18 protein-coding genes are annotated in these 18,890 nt (G+C 33.0%); 11 read left to right on the forward strand and 7 right to left on the reverse strand.

Annotated elements, in window-relative coordinates; translation table 11 throughout:
- The first annotated feature begins 63 nt into the window (after positions 1-63).
- Positions 64-1,806, forward strand: coding sequence for a DUF885 domain-containing protein (locus ACQY44_RS25225; RefSeq protein WP_428233031.1), 1,743 nt, complete (start codon positions 64-66; stop codon positions 1,804-1,806).
- A 165-nt stretch (positions 1,807-1,971) separates the two neighbouring features.
- Here ACQY44_RS25225 and ACQY44_RS25230 read toward each other — a convergent pair whose 3' ends face one another.
- The 4 genes from ACQY44_RS25230 to ACQY44_RS25245 form a co-directional block, all read right to left on the reverse strand.
- The gene (locus tag ACQY44_RS25230; RefSeq protein ID WP_428233032.1) at positions 1,972-2,943 is read right to left on the reverse strand and encodes a quinone oxidoreductase family protein; all 972 of its coding nucleotides are present in this window, start codon (positions 2,941-2,943) and stop codon (positions 1,972-1,974) included.
- A 79-nt stretch (positions 2,944-3,022) separates the two neighbouring features.
- Positions 3,023-3,598: a Crp/Fnr family transcriptional regulator gene (locus ACQY44_RS25235; RefSeq protein ID WP_428233033.1), complete on the reverse strand. Its 576-nt coding sequence runs from the start codon at positions 3,596-3,598 to the stop codon at positions 3,023-3,025.
- A 14-nt stretch (positions 3,599-3,612) separates the two neighbouring features.
- On the reverse strand, positions 3,613-4,806 hold the full coding sequence (locus ACQY44_RS25240; protein ID WP_428233034.1) for a hypothetical protein: 1,194 nt from the start codon (positions 4,804-4,806) through the stop codon (positions 3,613-3,615).
- Positions 4,807-5,026: 220 nt separating this feature from the next.
- Positions 5,027-5,428, reverse strand: coding sequence for a glyoxalase (locus ACQY44_RS25245; protein ID WP_428233035.1), 402 nt, complete (start codon positions 5,426-5,428; stop codon positions 5,027-5,029).
- Between the two features lie 60 nt (positions 5,429-5,488).
- On the opposite strand from ACQY44_RS25245, the gene ACQY44_RS25250 reads away from it, so the two are divergent.
- Both ACQY44_RS25250 and ACQY44_RS25255 read left to right on the forward strand, forming a co-directional pair.
- A complete protein-coding gene (locus ACQY44_RS25250) occupies positions 5,489-5,872 on the forward strand; it encodes an acyl-CoA thioesterase (protein ID WP_428233036.1) in 384 nt (127 codons plus the stop codon).
- Between the two features lie 85 nt (positions 5,873-5,957).
- Complete coding sequence (locus ACQY44_RS25255) at positions 5,958-6,389, forward strand: hypothetical protein (protein WP_428233037.1); 432 nt, start codon at positions 5,958-5,960, stop codon at positions 6,387-6,389.
- 158 nt (positions 6,390-6,547) lie between these two features.
- Here ACQY44_RS25255 and ACQY44_RS25260 read toward each other — a convergent pair whose 3' ends face one another.
- The gene (locus ACQY44_RS25260) at positions 6,548-7,804 is read right to left on the reverse strand and encodes a mechanosensitive ion channel family protein (protein ID WP_428233038.1); all 1,257 of its coding nucleotides are present in this window, start codon (positions 7,802-7,804) and stop codon (positions 6,548-6,550) included.
- Positions 7,797-8,084, reverse strand: coding sequence for a DUF3817 domain-containing protein (locus ACQY44_RS25265; RefSeq protein WP_428233039.1), 288 nt, complete (start codon positions 8,082-8,084; stop codon positions 7,797-7,799). The genes ACQY44_RS25260 and ACQY44_RS25265 overlap by 8 nt, the downstream gene beginning before the upstream one ends.
- Positions 8,085-8,188: 104 nt before the next feature.
- On the opposite strand from ACQY44_RS25265, the gene ACQY44_RS25270 reads away from it, so the two are divergent.
- From ACQY44_RS25270 to ACQY44_RS25290, 5 genes are all read left to right on the forward strand, one after another.
- Complete coding sequence (locus tag ACQY44_RS25270) at positions 8,189-8,722, forward strand: DUF6155 family protein (protein ID WP_428233040.1); 534 nt, start codon at positions 8,189-8,191, stop codon at positions 8,720-8,722.
- Positions 8,723-8,830: 108 nt separating this feature from the next.
- Positions 8,831-10,375 carry a DEAD/DEAH box helicase gene (locus ACQY44_RS25275; RefSeq protein ID WP_428233041.1) on the forward strand — a complete coding sequence of 515 codons (1,545 nt, stop codon included), beginning with the start codon at positions 8,831-8,833 and terminating at the stop codon, positions 10,373-10,375.
- Positions 10,376-10,841: 466 nt separating this feature from the next.
- On the forward strand, positions 10,842-12,176 hold the full coding sequence (locus ACQY44_RS25280; protein WP_428233042.1) for a DEAD/DEAH box helicase: 1,335 nt from the start codon (positions 10,842-10,844) through the stop codon (positions 12,174-12,176).
- Between the two features lie 74 nt (positions 12,177-12,250).
- Positions 12,251-12,775 carry a GNAT family N-acetyltransferase gene (locus tag ACQY44_RS25285; RefSeq protein ID WP_428233186.1) on the forward strand — a complete coding sequence of 175 codons (525 nt, stop codon included), beginning with the start codon at positions 12,251-12,253 and terminating at the stop codon, positions 12,773-12,775.
- Positions 12,776-12,902: 127 nt separating this feature from the next.
- Positions 12,903-14,162 (forward strand): NAD(P)/FAD-dependent oxidoreductase, encoded by a 1,260-nt coding sequence (locus ACQY44_RS25290; protein WP_428233043.1) that lies wholly within the window; start codon positions 12,903-12,905, stop codon positions 14,160-14,162.
- 164 nt (positions 14,163-14,326) lie between these two features.
- Here the strand turns inward: ACQY44_RS25290 and ACQY44_RS25295 are convergent, their stop codons facing one another.
- Complete coding sequence (locus ACQY44_RS25295; protein ID WP_428233044.1) at positions 14,327-15,556, reverse strand: multidrug effflux MFS transporter; 1,230 nt, start codon at positions 15,554-15,556, stop codon at positions 14,327-14,329.
- A 154-nt stretch (positions 15,557-15,710) separates the two neighbouring features.
- On the opposite strand from ACQY44_RS25295, the gene ACQY44_RS25300 reads away from it, so the two are divergent.
- The 3 genes from ACQY44_RS25300 (at position 15,711) to ACQY44_RS25310 (ending at position 18,888) form a co-directional block, all read left to right on the forward strand.
- Positions 15,711-16,130 (forward strand): hypothetical protein, encoded by a 420-nt coding sequence (locus ACQY44_RS25300; RefSeq protein WP_428233045.1) that lies wholly within the window; start codon positions 15,711-15,713, stop codon positions 16,128-16,130.
- Between the two features lie 96 nt (positions 16,131-16,226).
- Positions 16,227-16,604, forward strand: a complete 378-nt coding sequence (locus tag ACQY44_RS25305) for a hypothetical protein (protein WP_428233046.1) — start codon at positions 16,227-16,229, stop codon at positions 16,602-16,604.
- Between the two features lie 367 nt (positions 16,605-16,971).
- Positions 16,972-18,888 carry a DUF294 nucleotidyltransferase-like domain-containing protein gene (locus tag ACQY44_RS25310; RefSeq protein ID WP_428233047.1) on the forward strand — a complete coding sequence of 639 codons (1,917 nt, stop codon included), beginning with the start codon at positions 16,972-16,974 and terminating at the stop codon, positions 18,886-18,888.
- Positions 18,889-18,890: the final 2 nt, after the last annotated feature.

An 18,890-nucleotide genomic window follows, 5' to 3' on the forward strand; every position in this document is an offset into this window, starting at 1 on the left:
AATAGCAAATTGTTTTGCATAAAGAACATTTTTTCTATCTTTAAACCATTAAAAAATTAACTTATGAAAAAACTATTTGTTTCAATTTTTGCAATTTCGCTACTTTTTTCCTGTAACAAAAGTGGTAAGTCTAACGATGATAAAGCGTTAGACGGAAAATTCGACAAGTATAAAGACGGTTTTGTAACTTCTTTATGGAAAATTAATCCAGGCTGGGCTTCTGGCGTTGGCTACCATAAATATGATAATGTTTTGTCTATTCCGGATGCTAAGGAAGAAAAAATCCAACTTGAATTTGTCAATGCACAATTAGATTCTTTAAAACAATTTAATGTTGAAAATTTGTCGGATAATAACAAGACAGATTTTTATATGATAAAAAATCAGCTTGAAGCTACGATTTTCAGTATCAAAGAGATGAAATCATCTGAGTGGAATCCTGCTGAATATAATGTGTGCGGAGCATTTGCTGAAATTTTAAATGGAAAATATGATTCTTTAGAAGTTCGTTTGCGTGCTTTTAATGCTAAATTGAATAACGTTCCGGCTTATTATGAAGCAGCAAAAAAGAATATTAAAAATCCAACTATCGAGCATACTGAGCTTGCAATAGCACAAAACCTTGGTGGTTCATCCGTTTTTGATACTGACTTAACTACTGCTTTACAACAAAGTAAATTAAGCGCTGCAGAGAAAAAAGAAATCCTGGAGAAGGCAAAAACTGCTAAAAAAGCTATTACAGATTATGCTGAATGGTTAAAAACTACTCCAAACAAAACACCACGTTCTTTCAGATTAGGAGCTGCATTATATGCTAAAAAGTTCAATTTTGATATCCAGTCAAGCTATACTGCTGATGAGATTTTTAAAGTAGCAAACGATCACAAAAAAGATTTACACGATAAAATGTTTGTTTTGGCCGATAAACTTTGGACTAAATACAAAGGAAATGAAGCAAAGCCAACCAACAAATTGGAATTAATCAAACAAGTTATTGATAAGATCTCGTTGCAACATACAACTCCTGAAAAGTTTCAATCTGAAATTGAGAAACAAATTCCGGAATTAACGGCTTATGTAAAAGCAAAAGATTTATTATATATAGACCCATCAAAACCTCTTGTAGTGCGTAAAGAACCAGCTTATATGGCCGGAGTTGCAGGAGCATCTATTTCTGCACCAGGACCTTACGATAAAAACGGTAATACTTATTACAATGTAGGAAGTTTAGCGGGCTGGACTCCAGAAAATGCAGAAAGTTATCTGAGAGAATACAACGACTACATCCTTCAGATTTTAAACATTCACGAAGCTGTGCCGGGGCACTATACACAATTGGTTTACAGCAATCAATCACCAAGTATCATTAAATCTATACTAGGAAACGGTGCAATGGTTGAAGGCTGGGCTGTTTATGCAGAGAAAATGATGCTGGAAAGTGGCTATAAAAATTCTGACGAAATGTGGTTGATGTATTACAAATGGAATTTAAGAGCAACTTGCAATACGATCTTAGACATTAGTGTTCATACAAAAAATATGTCTAAAGAAGCGGCAATTGATTTATTGACTAAAGAAGCTTTTCAGCAACAAGCGGAAGCAGATGGAAAATGGAAACGTGTAACGTTATCACAAGTTCAATTATGCTCTTATTTTACAGGATATACTGAAATTTATAACCTGAGAGAGGAACTTAAAAAACAAGAAGGAGATCAATTCAACCTGAAAAAATTTCATGAGAAATTCTTAAGTTTTGGAAGTGCTCCGGTGAAATACATTAAAGAATTGATGTTGTCTAAAGAGTAAGTTCTAGCAATATTTTATAATAAAAAGGTTTGATGAGAATTATTTCTTATCAAACCTTTTTATTTTCCTGATTTTGTTTGAATTTAAGAGACAAAAATCCAGGTTTTATTTGTAAAATTCCTAAGGAATAAATAGCAAAATTAACGTTCAATTCAACAACATTTTTTAGATAGTCACTACCAATCGTTTCCCATCAGAAACTTCTCTTGCCCAGGCTTCTTCAATATCCACCAAGGGAACAGTTTCAATATTCACCTTCAGCTGGTTCTGAGCCGCCAAAAGAAACATTTCCGGAAGAATTTCTGAGAATAATAATTTCACATCCTCTTTTGCCCAGCTTCCTAAACCGGAACCTGATAATTGCAGGTTAACACTTCTTAAAATTCCTGATGACAATTGAATACTATCACCAGCCATTCCTCCAATAGTAACATATCTTACTTTAGTCGTAAACGATCCGTTACCTTTTAAAGCGTTAAGAATTAATTCTGCAGGATGTCCCCATAAATAATCCAAAACAATATCGATAGGAGTATTGACATGAATTTCTTTAAGCATTTCGATAATTTTTTCATCATTTTGCTTTAGAGAAATAACTTCATCAGCACCCAAGACCAAAAGACTTTCAAGCGTTTTTTCGTTTCTTCCCGTAACAATTACCTTTTTTGCTCCATAATGCTTTGCAAGCTGAATCGCCATTTGACCTGTAAAACCTGTAGCGCCATTTATTAAAACCGTTTCACCTGATTTTATTCCGGCTTTAAATTTTAGCGCCATTGCTGACCCTGCAACCGCGTTGGGCAATGAAGCTGCAACTGCATCACTGATTCCTTCAGGCAAAGGCACAACTATATTTTTATCAATAATCGCTTTTTCGGCAATTGTACCATTAATTCCACGCGCATAAACCCTTGTTCCGTCTTCTAACAAACCAACACCATCACTGCCAACAACAAAACCATTTTGATAATTGTTTTCAGAAGAATAATGTTTACCACTAGCTTTTCCTTTATCCAGATTGGTAATCGCTACTGCTTTGACCGAAAATAAAACCTGATTTTCGTTTTGTACAATGGGATCTGTAAATTCTGCATATTTTGGCAATTCGCCTTTTTTATAAACTACTGCTGCTTTCATAATTATTAAATTTTATGATGCAAATTTAGACTGCTGTTTATTGGCTGACGATAACATTTGTTATCAAATACAATCAGAACTATTTATTGTGAACTAATTTACTTTTAATCCTGCTCAAATGGACGGTGCTTATGCCAAGATAAGACGCAATATAGTGTTGCGGAACACGCTGAACAATTTGAGGTCTTTCTTCAATTAAATTAAGATAACGCTGAGTAGGAGAGTCCTTTATAAAAGAAACAAAATATTTCATATAATCAAATGTACGCTCAAAAAGCATATTAATTAAACGATCCCTTAGCTCCGGAATTCCCTTAATTTCTTCCAGAATTTTATCCAGGTCCTTTTTATGAATCCACCACAAAACAGAAGGCTCAATGGTTTCTATGCTAGCCGGACTTACAGACTTCTTCATAAAACTTTCGATAGAAGCCACGCTTTGATTTTCAAAAAAGAACTGAGTGGTTAGATCTTTTCCGTTATTATTAAACCAAACCCTGACACACCCTTTTTCAATTATAAAAAGCTTTTTTGAAATTTCGCCTTCTTCTAAAAGTGTGGTTTTGGCCGGAACTTCGATAAGATTAAAACAATTAATGTACGAATTCCAACGTTCTTCTTCGATTGGGAATTTATTTCGGAATTGATCAAACATATAGCGCGATTTGGTTATTCTACAAATTTATCTCCTGTAGCCTTATCAATAAGCAACAACAAATCATATCCCAATACATATGATTTTAATTTAGGATCGTCAATTTTTAGTTTATCTTGCTTTAAAAGGCGCCTAATCGGTCTTAAATCATAAACAGCCCACTCATCCTGACCCACTTTTTCAAAAAACGTTAAGAATTCTTTGAATTCCTTAAGCCCGTCATAAGCGACTATTGCCTTGCTGTTATCTGTAGGAGCCATTTCGTTAATAGTACCTTGTTTGCCTATAACCATAATATGTAATGACTTTTTTCCGGCAGCATCAGCTAAGTTATCAGCAAGATTACTGACTTCAAAACTTCCACGCGATGCGTGGTTTCCTCCAAGTTTAAAAAGTAATTTTGGAATTTTAATTTCATCTGCCGTAATGTAAGGATATAAGTAATTAAGCAGGTTTTTTTTCATGAGACCTACTCGTTTTTCATAACTTTCATTGGCAAAAATAGGAATACTTAATTTAAGATCTCTCAGCATTTTTTGACTGATCTGACTTTCATTTCTAAAATCATAAAGTAATGAATCTACTTCTGACACTTTCATACGATAAGCCTTAAAATTACTGTATTTATTAGCATCACCAAAGAGCGGGAAATCATTTTTAGCAAATTCGGCAGCCTTTTTTAATGCTATTTTTTTATTAGAATCTTGTTTCGCAGTCGCTGCAAGTGTTTCAAAAAAAGTAGGCATGGATAAAAAATTAATTTCATTGACTCCCCAAATGGAAATGTTCGAAAGTGTCATTTGATGCGCCAAATTCATTTCTGCCTGCCAGCTGTAAAAGGCAAAATCATACGGTTTGCGTTTAAAATAATCAGAGTATCCTGCCGGATTTTTAGCTGTTTTTTCTAATTGCACCGCAGTATAAGGATCGATTTCAACAACCAAAGCTTTAGGTTGTAAAATGTCTGCAATTTTTCCGGTAAAAAGTGGGACTTCAGCAACGCCATGCTGTTCACCTACAAATACAATCTGCGAATTAATTAATTCTTTTTTAATTAAATCCCAGCCCTTACCTTCAAAATTTCCATTTTTATAAAGAAATACAGTTTTAGTAAGAAGACTATCAGGTAGTTTATTAACAGTTTGAGAAAATCCAGAAGATATACATGCTGTAACGGCAAGAGCAAGTAAAATATTTTTTAGGTTCATTGGTAAGTTTTTAGAGTAAGACTCTGGTTGATCTTATTTGTTACAAGCTTTAATTGAATAAAAAGCCTTAATTTAAATGTGATTCCAACTTCCTAAAAAAACTGTTTTTAAAATAAATCAAATACAATCAAAAAGCTTATAAATACTTAATTATCCGCTCTTTTTAAAAACAGTCTCTATAATTTCATAAAATAAATAGCGATAAACTTTTCATCATAGTTTAATTAGATTCCAGTTCAAATAATTGCACCTGACTTTTTAATCGCTCAACTAACAAATTCATCATTCTTTTGTTTAAACTTGAGGAATTCTGAATGTAGATATCGTATTCTTCAATAGTAAAAAGCGCCATGACAATCCCCTTTAAAGAATTTCTGAACTTAATATCTTTCTGAATAGAATTTTCGATCGTCTGCAACTTCTTTTCAACAGTATAGGAATAAAAATCAGCTTTGTTTTTATTGACGTAATTGATAAAAACTGCTACAAATAAATCATTCTGAAGTTTCAAAATAGGCCTAATGGTTTGATTTTGAAACAACTCGTCAGGTGAAGATTGAGCACTTACAGTTCCTAAAGTCTCTCCTCTGAATTCTCTTAAAAAAGCGTCTCTATCTTCCATGTTTTTTCTTTAAATTTAGAAAAAATTCCAATACAAAATTCTTTTATCTAAATTAAAATTATGAGATTTCATACCAGAAAATGGGTAAAACCTGAAGATTTAAATCCAAACGGAACTTTATTTGGCGGAAAATTATTAGCCTGGATTGATGAAGAACTCGCATTGTACACCATCATACAATTAGAGAATACCAGAGTGGTGACCAAATACATGTCAGAAATCAATTTTAAGAGTTCTGCAAGGCAAGGAGATATTGTTGAAATTGGAATTGATGTCGTAAAATTTGGAAATACTTCTTTGGTTTTAACCTGTGCGGTTAGGAATATGATGACCCGGGAAATCATTATTACAATTGACCAAACTACAATGGTTAATTTAGATGAAAGCGGAAAACCCAAAGCACACGGAAAAACACAAATAGAATTCGTAAAAGACCGATTATAAAACTCACCATATGACTGATATAAGTTCATTTAAAAACAAGCTCTCAAATTTTCTTATTCACCTTATAGGGTTAAAAAATACAACAATGAATATAAAAACTTTATTTTTTCTTTCTTCTGTTTTGATATTTCTTTTTTCATGCAATTCTAAAGATGAAAAAAGCAAATACAATCATATTGTATATCAGGCCATCAACGAAAAAGATACCGCAATTTTAGCTATAAATATTAATGACAAACGGTTTTATGGACGTTATGAAAGAACTTATTACCAACAAGGCAAAGATTCCGGAGACGTTAGGGGAGATATAAAAGGAGATACTCTAAGAGGTGATTTTCATTATATCTCGAACGGAGGAAACTGGAAAAGAATACCATTGGCATTATTAAAAAAAGAAAACAAACTATTTTTAGGAAGCGGTATAATTACAACCTATTTTAATCTTCCCTGTTTTATGCCCGGAACCCCAATCGAATATCATAATTCGAAGTTTATCTTTGAAGAGGTGAAGAAATAGTTTCAGGTTTCAGGTTACCATGCTTTGAACTTAATTTAACGGCAAAGGTCGCAAAGATTTTTCGCAAAGTCCACAAGGAATACCCTTGCGTTTATAGCATAAATCTTTGCGACCTTTACTGTTAGAAACTTGAAACCTGAGACAAAGAAAACCTGAAGCTAATTAAGTGGTCCTATTGTCGATGGTAATTCGAAAATTTCAAGATCAAAATAGATGACAGAAGCCATAACGTGATCAAAAATATCCGCCATAATATATTCGTAATTTGCCCAGCGTTTATCGCTTGAGAAAGCATAAATCTCCAACGGAACTCCATGTGCCGTTGATTGCAACTGACGACACATCATGTGCATATCTTTATTTAGTCCGGGATGTGTAATCAAATACTGAATAATATATTTTCTAAACAAACCCAGATTGGTCATATTCCGACCATTAAGCGACAGTGATTTATCTATATCACGTAAATCATTGTATTTTTCGATTTCAGCCTGTCTGGTTTCAATATAAGAACTGATCAGTTGCACACGTTTCATGTGATTGAGATCATCATTATTCAAAAAACGAATACTACTGCTTTTAATCAAGATATGTCTTTTTATACGTCTTCCATCAGACTTCTGCATACCGCGCCAGTTCTGGAACGAGTCTGAACTTAATGCATAAGTTGGAATCGTGGTAATTGTATTATCAAAATTCCTGACTTTTACAGTCGTTAAATTAATCTCGATAACATCTCCATCAGCACCAAATTTATCCATTGTAATCCAGTCACCAATACGAACCATATCGTTTATGGCAACCTGAACACTAGAAACAAATCCTAAAATAGTATCCCTGAAAATCAAGATAATAATTGCTGAAAGTGTTCCTAAAATAGTCAACAATTCACCTTGTTTGATTCCGAATAAAGTTGAAATAATAAGAGCAACCCCAAAAATCCAAAGGACAATCATAATAACCTGAATAAAGCTATCAATTGGTTTGTCGCTGTATTCCGGTTTTTGTTTTAAATAATCCCGTAAAGCATTAAAAATCGTCCTGATGATCCATAATGAGATTAAAACGATATAAACACCAACTATCTTCCCGAAAACAGATTCCCAATACTCATATTTGTCCAAAATAATAGGAACAGCTTTGTATATAAAGAAAAACGGAATTAAATAGGCCGTATATTTTGTGGTCTTGTTATGAATTAAATAATCGTCAAACTTCGTTTTGGTTTTTTGTGCAAAAACGGCCGTTAAGGTGACTAAAACAAATTTCGCAATATAATAAATAGCAAAAGCCAAAGCCACCAGAATGGCAATATTGAGAATGAGGCTAATATAAGACGCAAAATTGCGACTCATTCCCCAATCTCTAAAAAGAGGGTATAAAAAATTAAATATCTTATTCAAAAGCTTATGCATTACTTTCTAAATATTTTTTCTCGATGTAAAAAGTTCCAAAAGGAATAAGTGAAGCAATTTGTATAATCCCGAAGGTTTTCAAATCCCAATTTTGAGGTTTTCTGAGCAAAAACGCCAACAAAACATAACCAATAAACAAAACACCATGTGTCATCCCTAAAGGACGTAATAAAGTATGATATAGTTCCGGATTATTGTTTTTGATAACGAGCATATTAGTGAATAATACCAAATAAGAGATTCCTTCTAAAATTGCGGTAACTTTGAAAATCTTGAGCATGTATGTATTTTTTTAAATTTAAACAAGCAAAATTAAGTATTATGGTTGGTTTTTGCGGTATGAATCAAGAAAGTAATTTACTTTTGTATACTTAAACTTTTATAATGAGTAAACGCGATTTAAAAAAATATTTGACAGAATTGAGCAAAGAACAACTCGAAGAGCAAATTATTGAGTTGTATGAAAAATTCAGTCCCGTAAAAGTCTATTATGATTTTGCTTTCAATCCCAAAGAAGATAAACTGCTCCAGGAATCCAAGGTCAAAATTTCGCACGAGTATTTCCCTGTTAAAAAACCAAATGCAAAGTGGCGTCCAAAAGCAAAAATGCGTCGTTCAGTAGCGCAGAAATTCATTAAACATTTTATATCACTAGGAGTAGATCCTTTTGTGATTGCTGATGTTATGCTTTACAATATCGAAATAGCACAAACTTACGCATCAAATAATTTTATTAAACAGGAATTATTCTACAAAAGCATGCTGAACTCCTTTGAACAAGCTGTAAATTTTGTTATCTCTAATGGAATTTTAGGTGATTTCAAGGAAAGAATTATAGCAATTCAACGAGAAACTATTCAACAAAAATGGAAAAACAAGTATGAATTTGAGGCAATTTTAGAAAAAACCGACTTATAAAGGCTTTTCTCATAAAAAATCTTATTTAAAAAAATCATTTATTTTACGTTAAAATAAGATGAATAACTGTTTTTTCGGTGTATTTTTGCAAAAATCCAAAAATAAACAATGTCTCAAAACACTTTAGAAATAGAAAGAGAAGAGAAAAAAGAACTTTATGCATATCAAAAAGGCGATATCGATGCCATTTTTGAACGTTTAGATAATGCTCCTTCGAAACATCATTTATTGTACCAATTACCTACTGGTGGTGGAAAAACAGTTATTTTTTCTGAAATCGTACGTCGTTATTTAGCGAATAATGATAAAAAGGTAGTGGTTTTAACGCACCGTATCGAACTTTGTAAACAAACCTCAAAAATGCTAAAAGGATTTGGTGTTTCTAATAAAATCATTAATAGTAAAGTAAAGGAATTACCTGACCAAAACGAATTTTCTTGTTTCGTGGCGATGGTAGAAACTTTAAAGAACCGTATCAATGATGAAAAATTGCATCTTGACAACATTGGTTTGGTTATTATTGATGAGGCCCATTACAATTCATTCAGAAAATTATTAAACTCATTCAAAAATGCTTTTATTCTTGGAGTAACAGCAACGCCATTGAGTTCAAATATAAAATTGCCAATGCACCAAAGTTATGATGAACTTATTGTGGGAGACACCATTAGTTCATTGATCGACAAAGGTTTCCTGGCCAGAGCAACAACTTATAGTTATGATGTTGGATTAACATCATTAAAAGTAGGTATTAACGGAGATTATACCGTAAAATCATCTGATGATTTATATACGAATACCATCATGCAGGAAAAATTATTGCATGCGTATACAGAACGTTCATTAGGCAAAAAAACCTTGATTTTCAACAACGGTATCCATACATCATTATATGTATACGAAACCTTTAGAGAAGCGGGTTACGACATCAGACACCTTGACAACACCAGTAGTTCAGAGGAGCGTAAAGATATTTTGGCATGGTTCAAAAAGACCCCGGATGCGATTTTAACATCAGTCGGAATTTTAACGACCGGTTTTGACGAACCAACAGTTGAAACTATCATTTTAAACAGAGCGACAAAATCGCTTACGTTATACTACCAGATGATTGGTCGTGGATCTCGTAAATTACCGGGTAAAGACGAGTTTACAGTGATTGATTTAGGTAATAATGCAGCTCGTTTTGGTTTGTGGAGTGAGCCTGTAAACTGGCAGCATATCTTTAAATCACCTGAATTTTATTTAGAGAATTTACGTGATGATACTGAAATCGAATTGTATTTCAAATACAGTATGCCACCGGAATTACGCGCAAAATTCAGCAAAACAGCAGATGTTACCTTTGATGTTGATGAAGAACACAAACTAATCATCAAACAAAATTTACGTTCTAAAGTAGTGTTAGACAAATCATTAGAACAACACGCCGCAATGTGTGTCGATAATACAGAAACCTTACAGGAGGCAAAATCATTAGGAAAAGAACTTGACGATGATATCGATTGCCGTATCAAACGTTACTCTAAATGTTTAAGCCAATGTAGTAAAAACTACCGTGAGTGGCTGGTTGACGATTATAAACTAAAATTAGTCCTGTTGATAGGTAAAAAGTATCGTGAAAAAATCATGAACGAACCGGATGAGGAATAGAAAAATTTGTTTCATTTTTTTTTAGTTTCAGGTTTCAGGTTGTAAGACTGAGCGAAGTTGAAGGCCGCTTTTCCATTGAAATTTGGGATTTTAAAAAATTAAAATTTCAAGAATTAGGAGCTGTTTCCTGCTGTCCGCTATATCTTTTCCTTGCTAAAGAAGCAAGAAAAAGGATGCCGCTCCCATCAGGGCTAGGGCTTTAGTTTTCATAAGAAGTAATAGTAAAAATTACACATAATATATGTCATCCCGAAGAACGAAGGATCTCCGCAGGAAACTAACATAAAGTTTTTCTTAAATTGTCGAGCTTCTAACGGAGATCCTTCGTTCCTCGGGATGACAAAAATGAGAGTAAAAAAAGAAAAAGAACCAAAGGTTCTAAAAAAATCATTTTAATCTGAGTCATCTGTGGCAGAAATCAGATCTCTAAATCATCCCGATAGCTATCGGGACTAAAATAAAAAATATGTCTAAACAATTCTCAGCATTAGGAATTTCAGCACCAATTATAAAAGCGTTAAGCGAATTGAACATTGTTGAACCAACAGAAATCCAACAAAAAACAATTCCGTTGCTTTTATCTGAAAGCCATGATGTTGTAGGTTTAGCCAAAACCGGAACCGGTAAAACAGCTGCTTTCGGATTACCGTTATTGCAATTGATTGATACCGAATCTCTAATTGTTCAGGCTGTAATTTTGGTTCCGACCAGAGAACTTGGACAACAGATATTCAGAAATTTGGAAGATTTTGGAAAACACATTCCAAACCTGTCTATAGCTGCAACTTGTGGCGGAATTCCAATAAAACCTCAAATAGAGCGTTTATCACAACCTACACATATTGTTGTAGCAACACCGGGACGTTTAATCGATTTGATTCAGCGTAAAGCAATCGACTTAAAACAAGCACAATATTTAGTATTAGACGAAGCCGATGAAATGGTTTCAATTCTAAAAGAAAGCTTGGACGAAATCGTTGCTGAACTTCCTAAAAAACACCGTACTTTATTATTCTCTGCTACTTTGCCGGGAACGATCAAGCAGCTAGTTCAAAATTACTTAGATAAAAACGTAGTTCAGGTTAGTGCCAGCATGGAAACTGTAGGCAACCAGGGAATTGATCACGAATACATCGTTGTTGACCCTATCGAAAAGCTGGATGTTTTGATGCATTTCTTAAATTCAAAAGAAGGCGAACGCGGTATTATCTTTTGTAAAACTAAAGCTGCAGTCAATAAATTAGCAAAAAACCTGGCGATCAACCGTTTTTCTTCGGGAGCGCTTCACGGAAGTTTATCTCAGGGAATTCGTGACAGAATCATGGAACAATTCCGCGAGGGACACATTAATATATTAGTTGCTACTGATTTAGCAGCAAGAGGAATTGACGTAAAAGAAATTTCTTATGTGGTCAATTATCATTTGCCGGATACCTATGAAAATTACGTTCACCGAAGCGGAAGAACAGCCAGAGCAGGAGCAAAGGGACTTTCTTTGACCGTTTTGCAACAAGAAGAAGTAATTGAAATTCCGGAATTTGAAAAAGAATTAGGCATTAAATTTACTCAATTTCAAAAACCGTCTGTAGTAAGTTTAGAAGAAAACAATACGCTTTTATGGGCAAAACAAATTTTCAAAACAAAGCCTAATCACGATATTTCAGACGATTTAAAAACAAAAGTAAAGACCGTTTTTCATCATCTTACTAAAGATGAATTAATTGAAAAATTATTGGCGAATTACGTGCTGCAAAACAAAGTCGAAGTAACTGAAAAACCTGTTAAAAAATTCAAAAAGTAGTATTTCAACCCACTTCTTTTCGTAATTTATATCGTAATTTTATAGTGTAAAAACGCACTATAGAAGCAATTATGATGGCAGATATTGAAGTAAAAAGAATTACATTAAACGAAATCACACAATTACAAAAAATTGGCAGGCAAACTTTTCAGGAAACATTTTCAGACGCAAATTCTGAAGAAAACATGCAAAAATATTTAGATGAAAGTTTTTCTACAGAAAAATTATCAGCTGAACTCAATAACAAAGATTCTGAATTTTATTTCGCTACTCTTGAAAATGACGTAATTGGTTATTTAAAAGTGAATTTTGGAGAATCCCAAACAGAATTAAAAGACAATAAAGCCCTCGAAATTGAACGAATATACGTTTCAAAAGAATTTCACGGTAAAAAAGTCGGGCAATTGCTTTATGATAAAGCAGTAGAAATTGCCAGACAAAAAAAAAATGACTATGTGTGGTTAGGTGTTTGGGAGAATAACGTGAGAGCCATTTCTTTTTATAAAAAAAATGGTTTCGTTGAATTTGACAAGCACATTTTTAAATTGGGAAATGACCAACAGACAGATATTATGATAAAGCTTAAATTAACTAATTAAACCTTATTAATTCGTTAAATAAAGTAAATTGAATTTTGTATTTGGAATTATTAGTGATAAATTTATACATCTGCTGCTGTAAGTTGCAGAATTTTTTTTTCACAAACCCCACTTAAAGAAAACATATATGAAGATAGTCATCATAGGAGGTGGTTTTGCAGGAATAAATCTTGCAAAAGAGCTTGTAAACCATCCTCAAATACAAGTAACCCTTGTAGACAAAAACAATTATAATTTTTTTCCACCACTTATATATCAGGTTGCTACAGCTTTTTTAGAGCCCTCTAGTATCAGTTATCCCTTTAGGAAATTCTTTGCAGGCAAAAAAAACCTTCAATTTCGTTTGGGCGAGTTACAATCTGTAGTTCCTGCCGAAAATAAAATAATCCTCAATAACGGTGAATTAACATACGATCATTTGGTTTTTGCCACAGGAGCTGAAACCAGCTATTTTGGTATGGAAAACGTAATGAAAAATGCCATCCCGATGAAAACCTTAAATGATGCCATCGAAATGCGTAATACATTACTTAAAAACCTTGAGAAAGCTGCCATTACAAAAGACATACGCAAACGACGTAAACTTTTAACAATTGTAGTTGCCGGAGGTGGGCCAACAGGCGTAGAGGTTTCAGGAATGTTTGCCGAAATGCGTAAAAACATCTTACTTAAAGAATATCCTGAATTAGAAACATCTGCCAGCAATGTGTATTTAGTCGATGGGGGAGATGCCCTACTCGCTCCCATGAGTAAAGCTTCTCAAAATGATACTTTAGAGGCACTTACGAAATTAGGGGTTGTAGTCAAACTTCATACTCGTGTTACAGATTATATTAACGATACAGTACATTTTGAAAACGGAGAAACCATCCAAACCAAAAATTTAATTTGGGCTGCGGGAGTTTCTGCAAAAATATTTGAAGGAATTCCAACTGAAAGTTATGGACGCGGAAGGCGTATGGCAACAGATGAATTCAGTAAAGTAAATGGTCTTGCAAATGTTTATGCAATTGGTGATACAGCAATTACAGCCGGAGATAAAAATTTTCCTGACGGACATCCGCAAGTGGCTCAGGTAGCGATCCAGCAAGGACTAAATTTAGCAAAAAACTTTAAAGCATTAACTCAAAACAAAGCTTTAAAACCTTTTACTTATAATGATAAAGGTTCTATGGCAATCATCGGGAAAAATAAAGCTGTAGTTGATCTACCAAGTCCAAAATGGCATTTTAAAGGCTTTTTTGCCTGGGTTATCTGGCTGTTTATCCACTTGATATCTTTAATTACTTATAGAAACAGATTAAATACATTCTGGAACTGGATGGTTGCTTATTTTGCAAGAGATCAATCACTCAGAATGATTATCAGGCCGGATAAAAGATCTTAATTTTTTGAATCCCCGGAATTTTAAATTTCAAACTCCAATGGATTGTGAATATTAATTGAACACAAAAAAGCCAGAATTTAATAATTCCGGCTTTTTTTATAGGTATAGTTTTTAATTTCTCCTCCTTGAAATTTGGAATTTAAAAAGATTGGAATTTATTCATTTTAGTGCCCAATAACAACATCATCCCCGGAAGAAACTTCAATTTTTTCTTTAATAAAACGTTTTCCAATATTTAAAACAATAAAGGCAATAATTGTTGTTACCGTCATAATAAGCACCATTGGCGCCACAGAATCTTTTACAAAGACCCCAACCGCAAATGAAGCCAAAGCTCCCAAACCTAATTGAATTGCTCCCATTAAAGCTGAAGCACTTCCTGCATTCTTAGCAAATGGAGCCATTGTAAGTCCGGCTGTATTAGGGTTTGAAATTCCCAGGCATCCTAAAAACAAGAAAAGCATCGTAATCGTCTGGTATAGCCCTAAAAGATTGTTCAGGGAAAGTATCAGAAAAACTATAGCAATAACAGATTGTGTAATTAGCGCTCCGAAAATCATCTGTTCACTTGAGAATTTCTTTAATAAAACCGAATTCAACTGACTGGAACCAATAAAACTAACAGACATAAAAGCAAAAATCCATCCGTAAGTTTTGGCATCTACATGGTAAATATCCATGAAAATTATAGGGGAGGCCGCAACGTAAGTAAATAAGCCTGAAAAAGCAATAGAACCTGTAAACGCATAGGTAAAAAACTGCGGTTCCTTAAGTACTTTTAAAAAATTTGCCAAAATAGGTTTTGGCTTTAATGAAATTGAAGTATCTGGTTTATAGCTGTTTGGCAAACCAACCATAGCAGCAATTAAAATCGCAATTCCCATACACATCAAAATAAAAAATACCGTATGCCATCCATAATCTTCTGTTACATAACCTCCAATTGTTGGTGCCAGCATTGGAGAAAGTCCAAGAACCAACATTAATAAGGAGAAAACTTTTGGAATATCTTTTACCGGAAACAAATCCCTAACCATTGCCACTGAAGCAACTGTAGCCGCACAACTACCGATAGCCTGAACAAATCGTAAAAGAATAAACGAATCAATATCAGCTACGTAAACACAACCTAATGAAGCTAATATATAAACCAAAAGACCTATAAATAAAGGTTTTTTTCTTCCAAAACGATCTAATAATGGTCCGTAAAGCAGTTGCCCTGCCGAAATTCCGATAAAATAACTTGATAAACTCATAGAAACTTTTGCAACTGTAGTGTGTAAATCCTTGGCTATGCCTGAGAAACCAGGTAAATACATATCGATTGAAAAAGGACCAAGTGCTGTTAAAGAACCTAAAATAAGGATGAGCTTAATATATTTTTTTGTTGTCATTTTCTTAAAAAATTGCATTTCATTTCCTGCAAAGGTAAATATTTACTACCTTGTTATATAATTAAACGTCTTTTTATATAGAAATGGCGTCTATTTATATCAAATTGAATTTCAAAAACTGATTTCAATATTAATCCTTAAAATTTAAAAATTTATGAAAAAATTCACTTTACTATTCGCTCTTATTTTTACGTCAATTTCATTTGCTCAGACCATTACATCAAAAAAAGAAGATGCAAGCCCTGAACAATACGCGCTTTTACAGAAAGTTAACCAATATTATCCGGATATAACTTTAAACAAAACAGTTACCAATTTTTATGCTGATGGCGTAATTATTGACACACAGCAAGAATTTAATTTAGATACGTCGAAATTTTCAAGTTATAAAATTGGAATAGAGCCAGGTAGTAAAAAATTATTATTTGAATATGTTTCTGATGAAACCGGAAAAGTTTATGGTGATGTTACCATTTTTAAAGGAAACGCACTCAGAACAACTTTCTCAGAAAAAAACAACGAAATCAATGTTGCGTTAAACGGAAAATCTGTTTACCTGAAAAAAATCAAATAATACATATTGTATTCAAAATAAAAAGCATCCGTTATAGCGGATGCTTTTTTAGTTTATATTTGAAAAATTATTTATTAAATAAAATTTTAAGCCATAATGAAAAAAATTATTTTATTACTTGTATTAATTTCTTTTTCAGCGCAATCACAAACCAATCGATTTACCGGAACATGGAGTAATGAAAATTGTAAAGATTGCAGCAAAGAATACGTTTTTACATTAAACATAGCGCAATCAAACAATAAAATATACGGAACTGCTGAAATTACCAGCAACAATGAAAAATTTGTTACCGGTGTTATGGATATTACGGGATACGTATATGTACTTGGTGAAAAAGCCCAAATTAATATTAAATCTAAAAATGGCTCTGTAAGCGCAGTACTGTATGCTAATGAAGGGAGTTTGCAATTTAACAAAAGAGGCGGTGCTGATTTAGTTCCAAAAGAAATAATTCTAACCAAACTATACTAATAAGCTATTATTGAGTTCAACCCTATCTTTTAAGATAGTTCGTTTTGAACTATAATTTATATTATGTAAAATAGAATATTTTAAAATCCCTCTTAAGCTCGTATCTCTTTATTAACAAATCAAAAAAAATAGTAACAAAGATTCTATGACTGTTAATCGATCCTTAGCAAAAGACTATACTTTCAGATTCGTAAGTAGAATTTAAATAAGAAATAAAATTTTAAATAAGAAAATGCCTTTTATAAAGCTTATAAATCTGGAAAATTTAGCATTCTTATAAAATATTCATATTCTCGCAAAGATGCTTCATTGTAAGACTTTATTTTATTATTTTTACATTCGATACTTTAAAAAATTTATCAAACATATGAATACAATCGCTGAGCATATTGCAGATTTTTTAAAAGAATACCCACCATTTGACAACTTAACTTTTCAGGAATTATCTGACATTGCTACAAATATCCGTGTGATAAATTTAGAAAAACACGCTGTATTGTTTCAAATTAACGATTTGCTTCATGATAGTTTTTATGTTGTAGCTTCTGGTGTTATAAATCTAACAACAATTGCTGATGCTGAAGAAACCATTATAAACAAATGTCACGAAGGTGATATTTTTGGTTTACGTCCATTTTTTGCTAAAAACAATTATATGATGACAGCAAAAGCACGAGAAGAAAGTATTATTTATGCGATTCCTATAGCGGTTTTTAGACCTTTTGTTGCGAATAATTCAGATGTTTTAAACTTTTTACTGGAAAATTTTGCCATCAATTCAAGACATGCAAAAGACAACGTAAATTCTAATGGAAAATTAATTTCTGATACTGCTTTTTATGTCGATCAGCAATCAGAAATGCAATACATTCAATCTCTTGCTTACAACAATTCGCCATTAACAACTGAATCTAACTGCATTGTCAAAGATGTCGCTATTTTGATGACGGAATCAATGGTAGATAATATCATAATTTGCGAAAAAAATAATCCAATTGGTATTGTAACAAATGCTGATTTATCTTCTAAAATTGCAACAGGTCGTTATCCTATTACGGAAACTATTGATAAAATCATGTCTTCGCCTGTTGTTACTGTGATTGAAAACGTTTCTTTGGCCGAAGCGCAATTATTAATGTTAAAACATAATGTAACGCATTTATGTGTTACCAAAGACGGTACAAGTAAGTCTGCTGTAAAAGGAATTATTTCTGAGCATGACTTAATTGTGGCTCAGGCCAGTAATCCAGGTGTTTTAATAAAAGAAATTAAACGTTCTCAGCTTCCAAAAGATTTAAAACAAATACGTGACCGTTTGTCTGATCTGATTCAAAATTCAATTCAGAAAAATATTCCGATTTCCCACATCAGCAATATTGCCAGTGAAATTAACCTCGCTATCATAAAACGTGCTGTAGAATTGTCTATTTTAGATCTGGGCTCACCTCCTGCCCGATTTGCATGGTTAAGCATTGGAAGTCAGGGACGTAAAGAACAATTACTGCTCACAGATCAGGATAGCATCCTGATTTTTGAAGATGTTGCACCTGAAAAATACAGAGAAGTAAAAGATTATTTCTTAAGATTAGCCAAAAGAACCACTTCTATCTTAGAAAAAGTAGGTTACGAGTATTGTCCAAACGGACATATGGGAAGCAACATGTTGTGGTGTAAATCATTGACAGACTGGACAAAACAATACAACAGCTGGATGAATACTCCAGGTGAAAACAGCAATGATTTAAGCAGTATTTTCTTTGACTATGAAATTGTTTTTGGAGAACCAAAAATTGAAGAAGTAATAGAAAATGTCATTTTCAAAAATGCTGTAAACAATACTTTATTCTTTGACTTTTTAGGAAACGACGCTTTAAAAAGAAATTCGCCTTTGAGCTTTTTCAAAAAATTTATTATTGAAGAAGAAGGACCGCACAAAACAAAATTTGATATAAAAACCCGTGCATTAATGCCATTAATTGACTCTGCCCGATTATTGATTTTAAATGCCAATATCAAAGGAATTAAAAATACTTATTTAAGATTCAAGCAATTAGCCATAACAGATTCTAAGAATGCGGAAATTTATTTAAGCTGTGCGGAAGCATTCTTAACGCTATCAAAATTTAGAACTGTAGAAGGATTAAAAAATGACGATTCCGGACAATATATTAATTTACGAGAAATGTCTAAGACAGACAAAGAAAAGTTAAAAAATGCCTTAACCCCAATGAGAGACCTTGAGGAACTGATTAAGAGTAAATTTCAACTTACACAATTCTCATAAGT

This window comes from Flavobacterium sp. (assembly GCF_965277525.1).
In the GTDB taxonomy this organism is placed as follows: domain Bacteria; phylum Bacteroidota; class Bacteroidia; order Flavobacteriales; family Flavobacteriaceae; genus Flavobacterium.

Excerpts from the sequence above, each read along its gene's own strand:
- ACQY44_RS25245 (WP_428233035.1), bottom strand. The coding sequence starts at position 5,428 with ATGGAAGATAGAGACGCTTTTTTAAGAGAATTCAGAGGAGAGACTTTA.
- ACQY44_RS25305 (WP_428233046.1), top strand. The coding sequence starts at position 16,227 with ATGAAAAAAATTATTTTATTACTTGTATTAATTTCTTTTTCAGCGCAA.
- ACQY44_RS25280 (WP_428233042.1), top strand. The coding sequence starts at position 10,842 with ATGTCTAAACAATTCTCAGCATTAGGAATTTCAGCACCAATTATAAAA.
- ACQY44_RS25275 (WP_428233041.1), top strand. The coding sequence starts at position 8,831 with ATGTCTCAAAACACTTTAGAAATAGAAAGAGAAGAGAAAAAAGAACTT.
- ACQY44_RS25300 (WP_428233045.1), top strand. The coding sequence starts at position 15,711 with ATGAAAAAATTCACTTTACTATTCGCTCTTATTTTTACGTCAATTTCA.
- ACQY44_RS25250 (WP_428233036.1), top strand. The coding sequence starts at position 5,489 with ATGAGATTTCATACCAGAAAATGGGTAAAACCTGAAGATTTAAATCCA.
- ACQY44_RS25295 (WP_428233044.1), bottom strand. The coding sequence starts at position 15,556 with ATGACAACAAAAAAATATATTAAGCTCATCCTTATTTTAGGTTCTTTA.
- ACQY44_RS25265 (WP_428233039.1), bottom strand. The coding sequence starts at position 8,084 with ATGCTCAAGATTTTCAAAGTTACCGCAATTTTAGAAGGAATCTCTTAT.
- ACQY44_RS25270 (WP_428233040.1), top strand. The coding sequence starts at position 8,189 with ATGAGTAAACGCGATTTAAAAAAATATTTGACAGAATTGAGCAAAGAA.
- ACQY44_RS25285 (WP_428233186.1), top strand. The coding sequence starts at position 12,251 with ATGGCAGATATTGAAGTAAAAAGAATTACATTAAACGAAATCACACAA.
- ACQY44_RS25310 (WP_428233047.1), top strand. The coding sequence starts at position 16,972 with ATGAATACAATCGCTGAGCATATTGCAGATTTTTTAAAAGAATACCCA.
- ACQY44_RS25255 (WP_428233037.1), top strand. The coding sequence starts at position 5,958 with ATGAATATAAAAACTTTATTTTTTCTTTCTTCTGTTTTGATATTTCTT.
- ACQY44_RS25235 (WP_428233033.1), bottom strand. The coding sequence starts at position 3,598 with ATGTTTGATCAATTCCGAAATAAATTCCCAATCGAAGAAGAACGTTGG.
- ACQY44_RS25225 (WP_428233031.1), top strand. The coding sequence starts at position 64 with ATGAAAAAACTATTTGTTTCAATTTTTGCAATTTCGCTACTTTTTTCC.
- ACQY44_RS25240 (WP_428233034.1), bottom strand. The coding sequence starts at position 4,806 with ATGAACCTAAAAAATATTTTACTTGCTCTTGCCGTTACAGCATGTATA.
- ACQY44_RS25260 (WP_428233038.1), bottom strand. The coding sequence starts at position 7,804 with ATGCATAAGCTTTTGAATAAGATATTTAATTTTTTATACCCTCTTTTT.
- ACQY44_RS25290 (WP_428233043.1), top strand. The coding sequence starts at position 12,903 with ATGAAGATAGTCATCATAGGAGGTGGTTTTGCAGGAATAAATCTTGCA.
- ACQY44_RS25230 (WP_428233032.1), bottom strand. The coding sequence starts at position 2,943 with ATGAAAGCAGCAGTAGTTTATAAAAAAGGCGAATTGCCAAAATATGCA.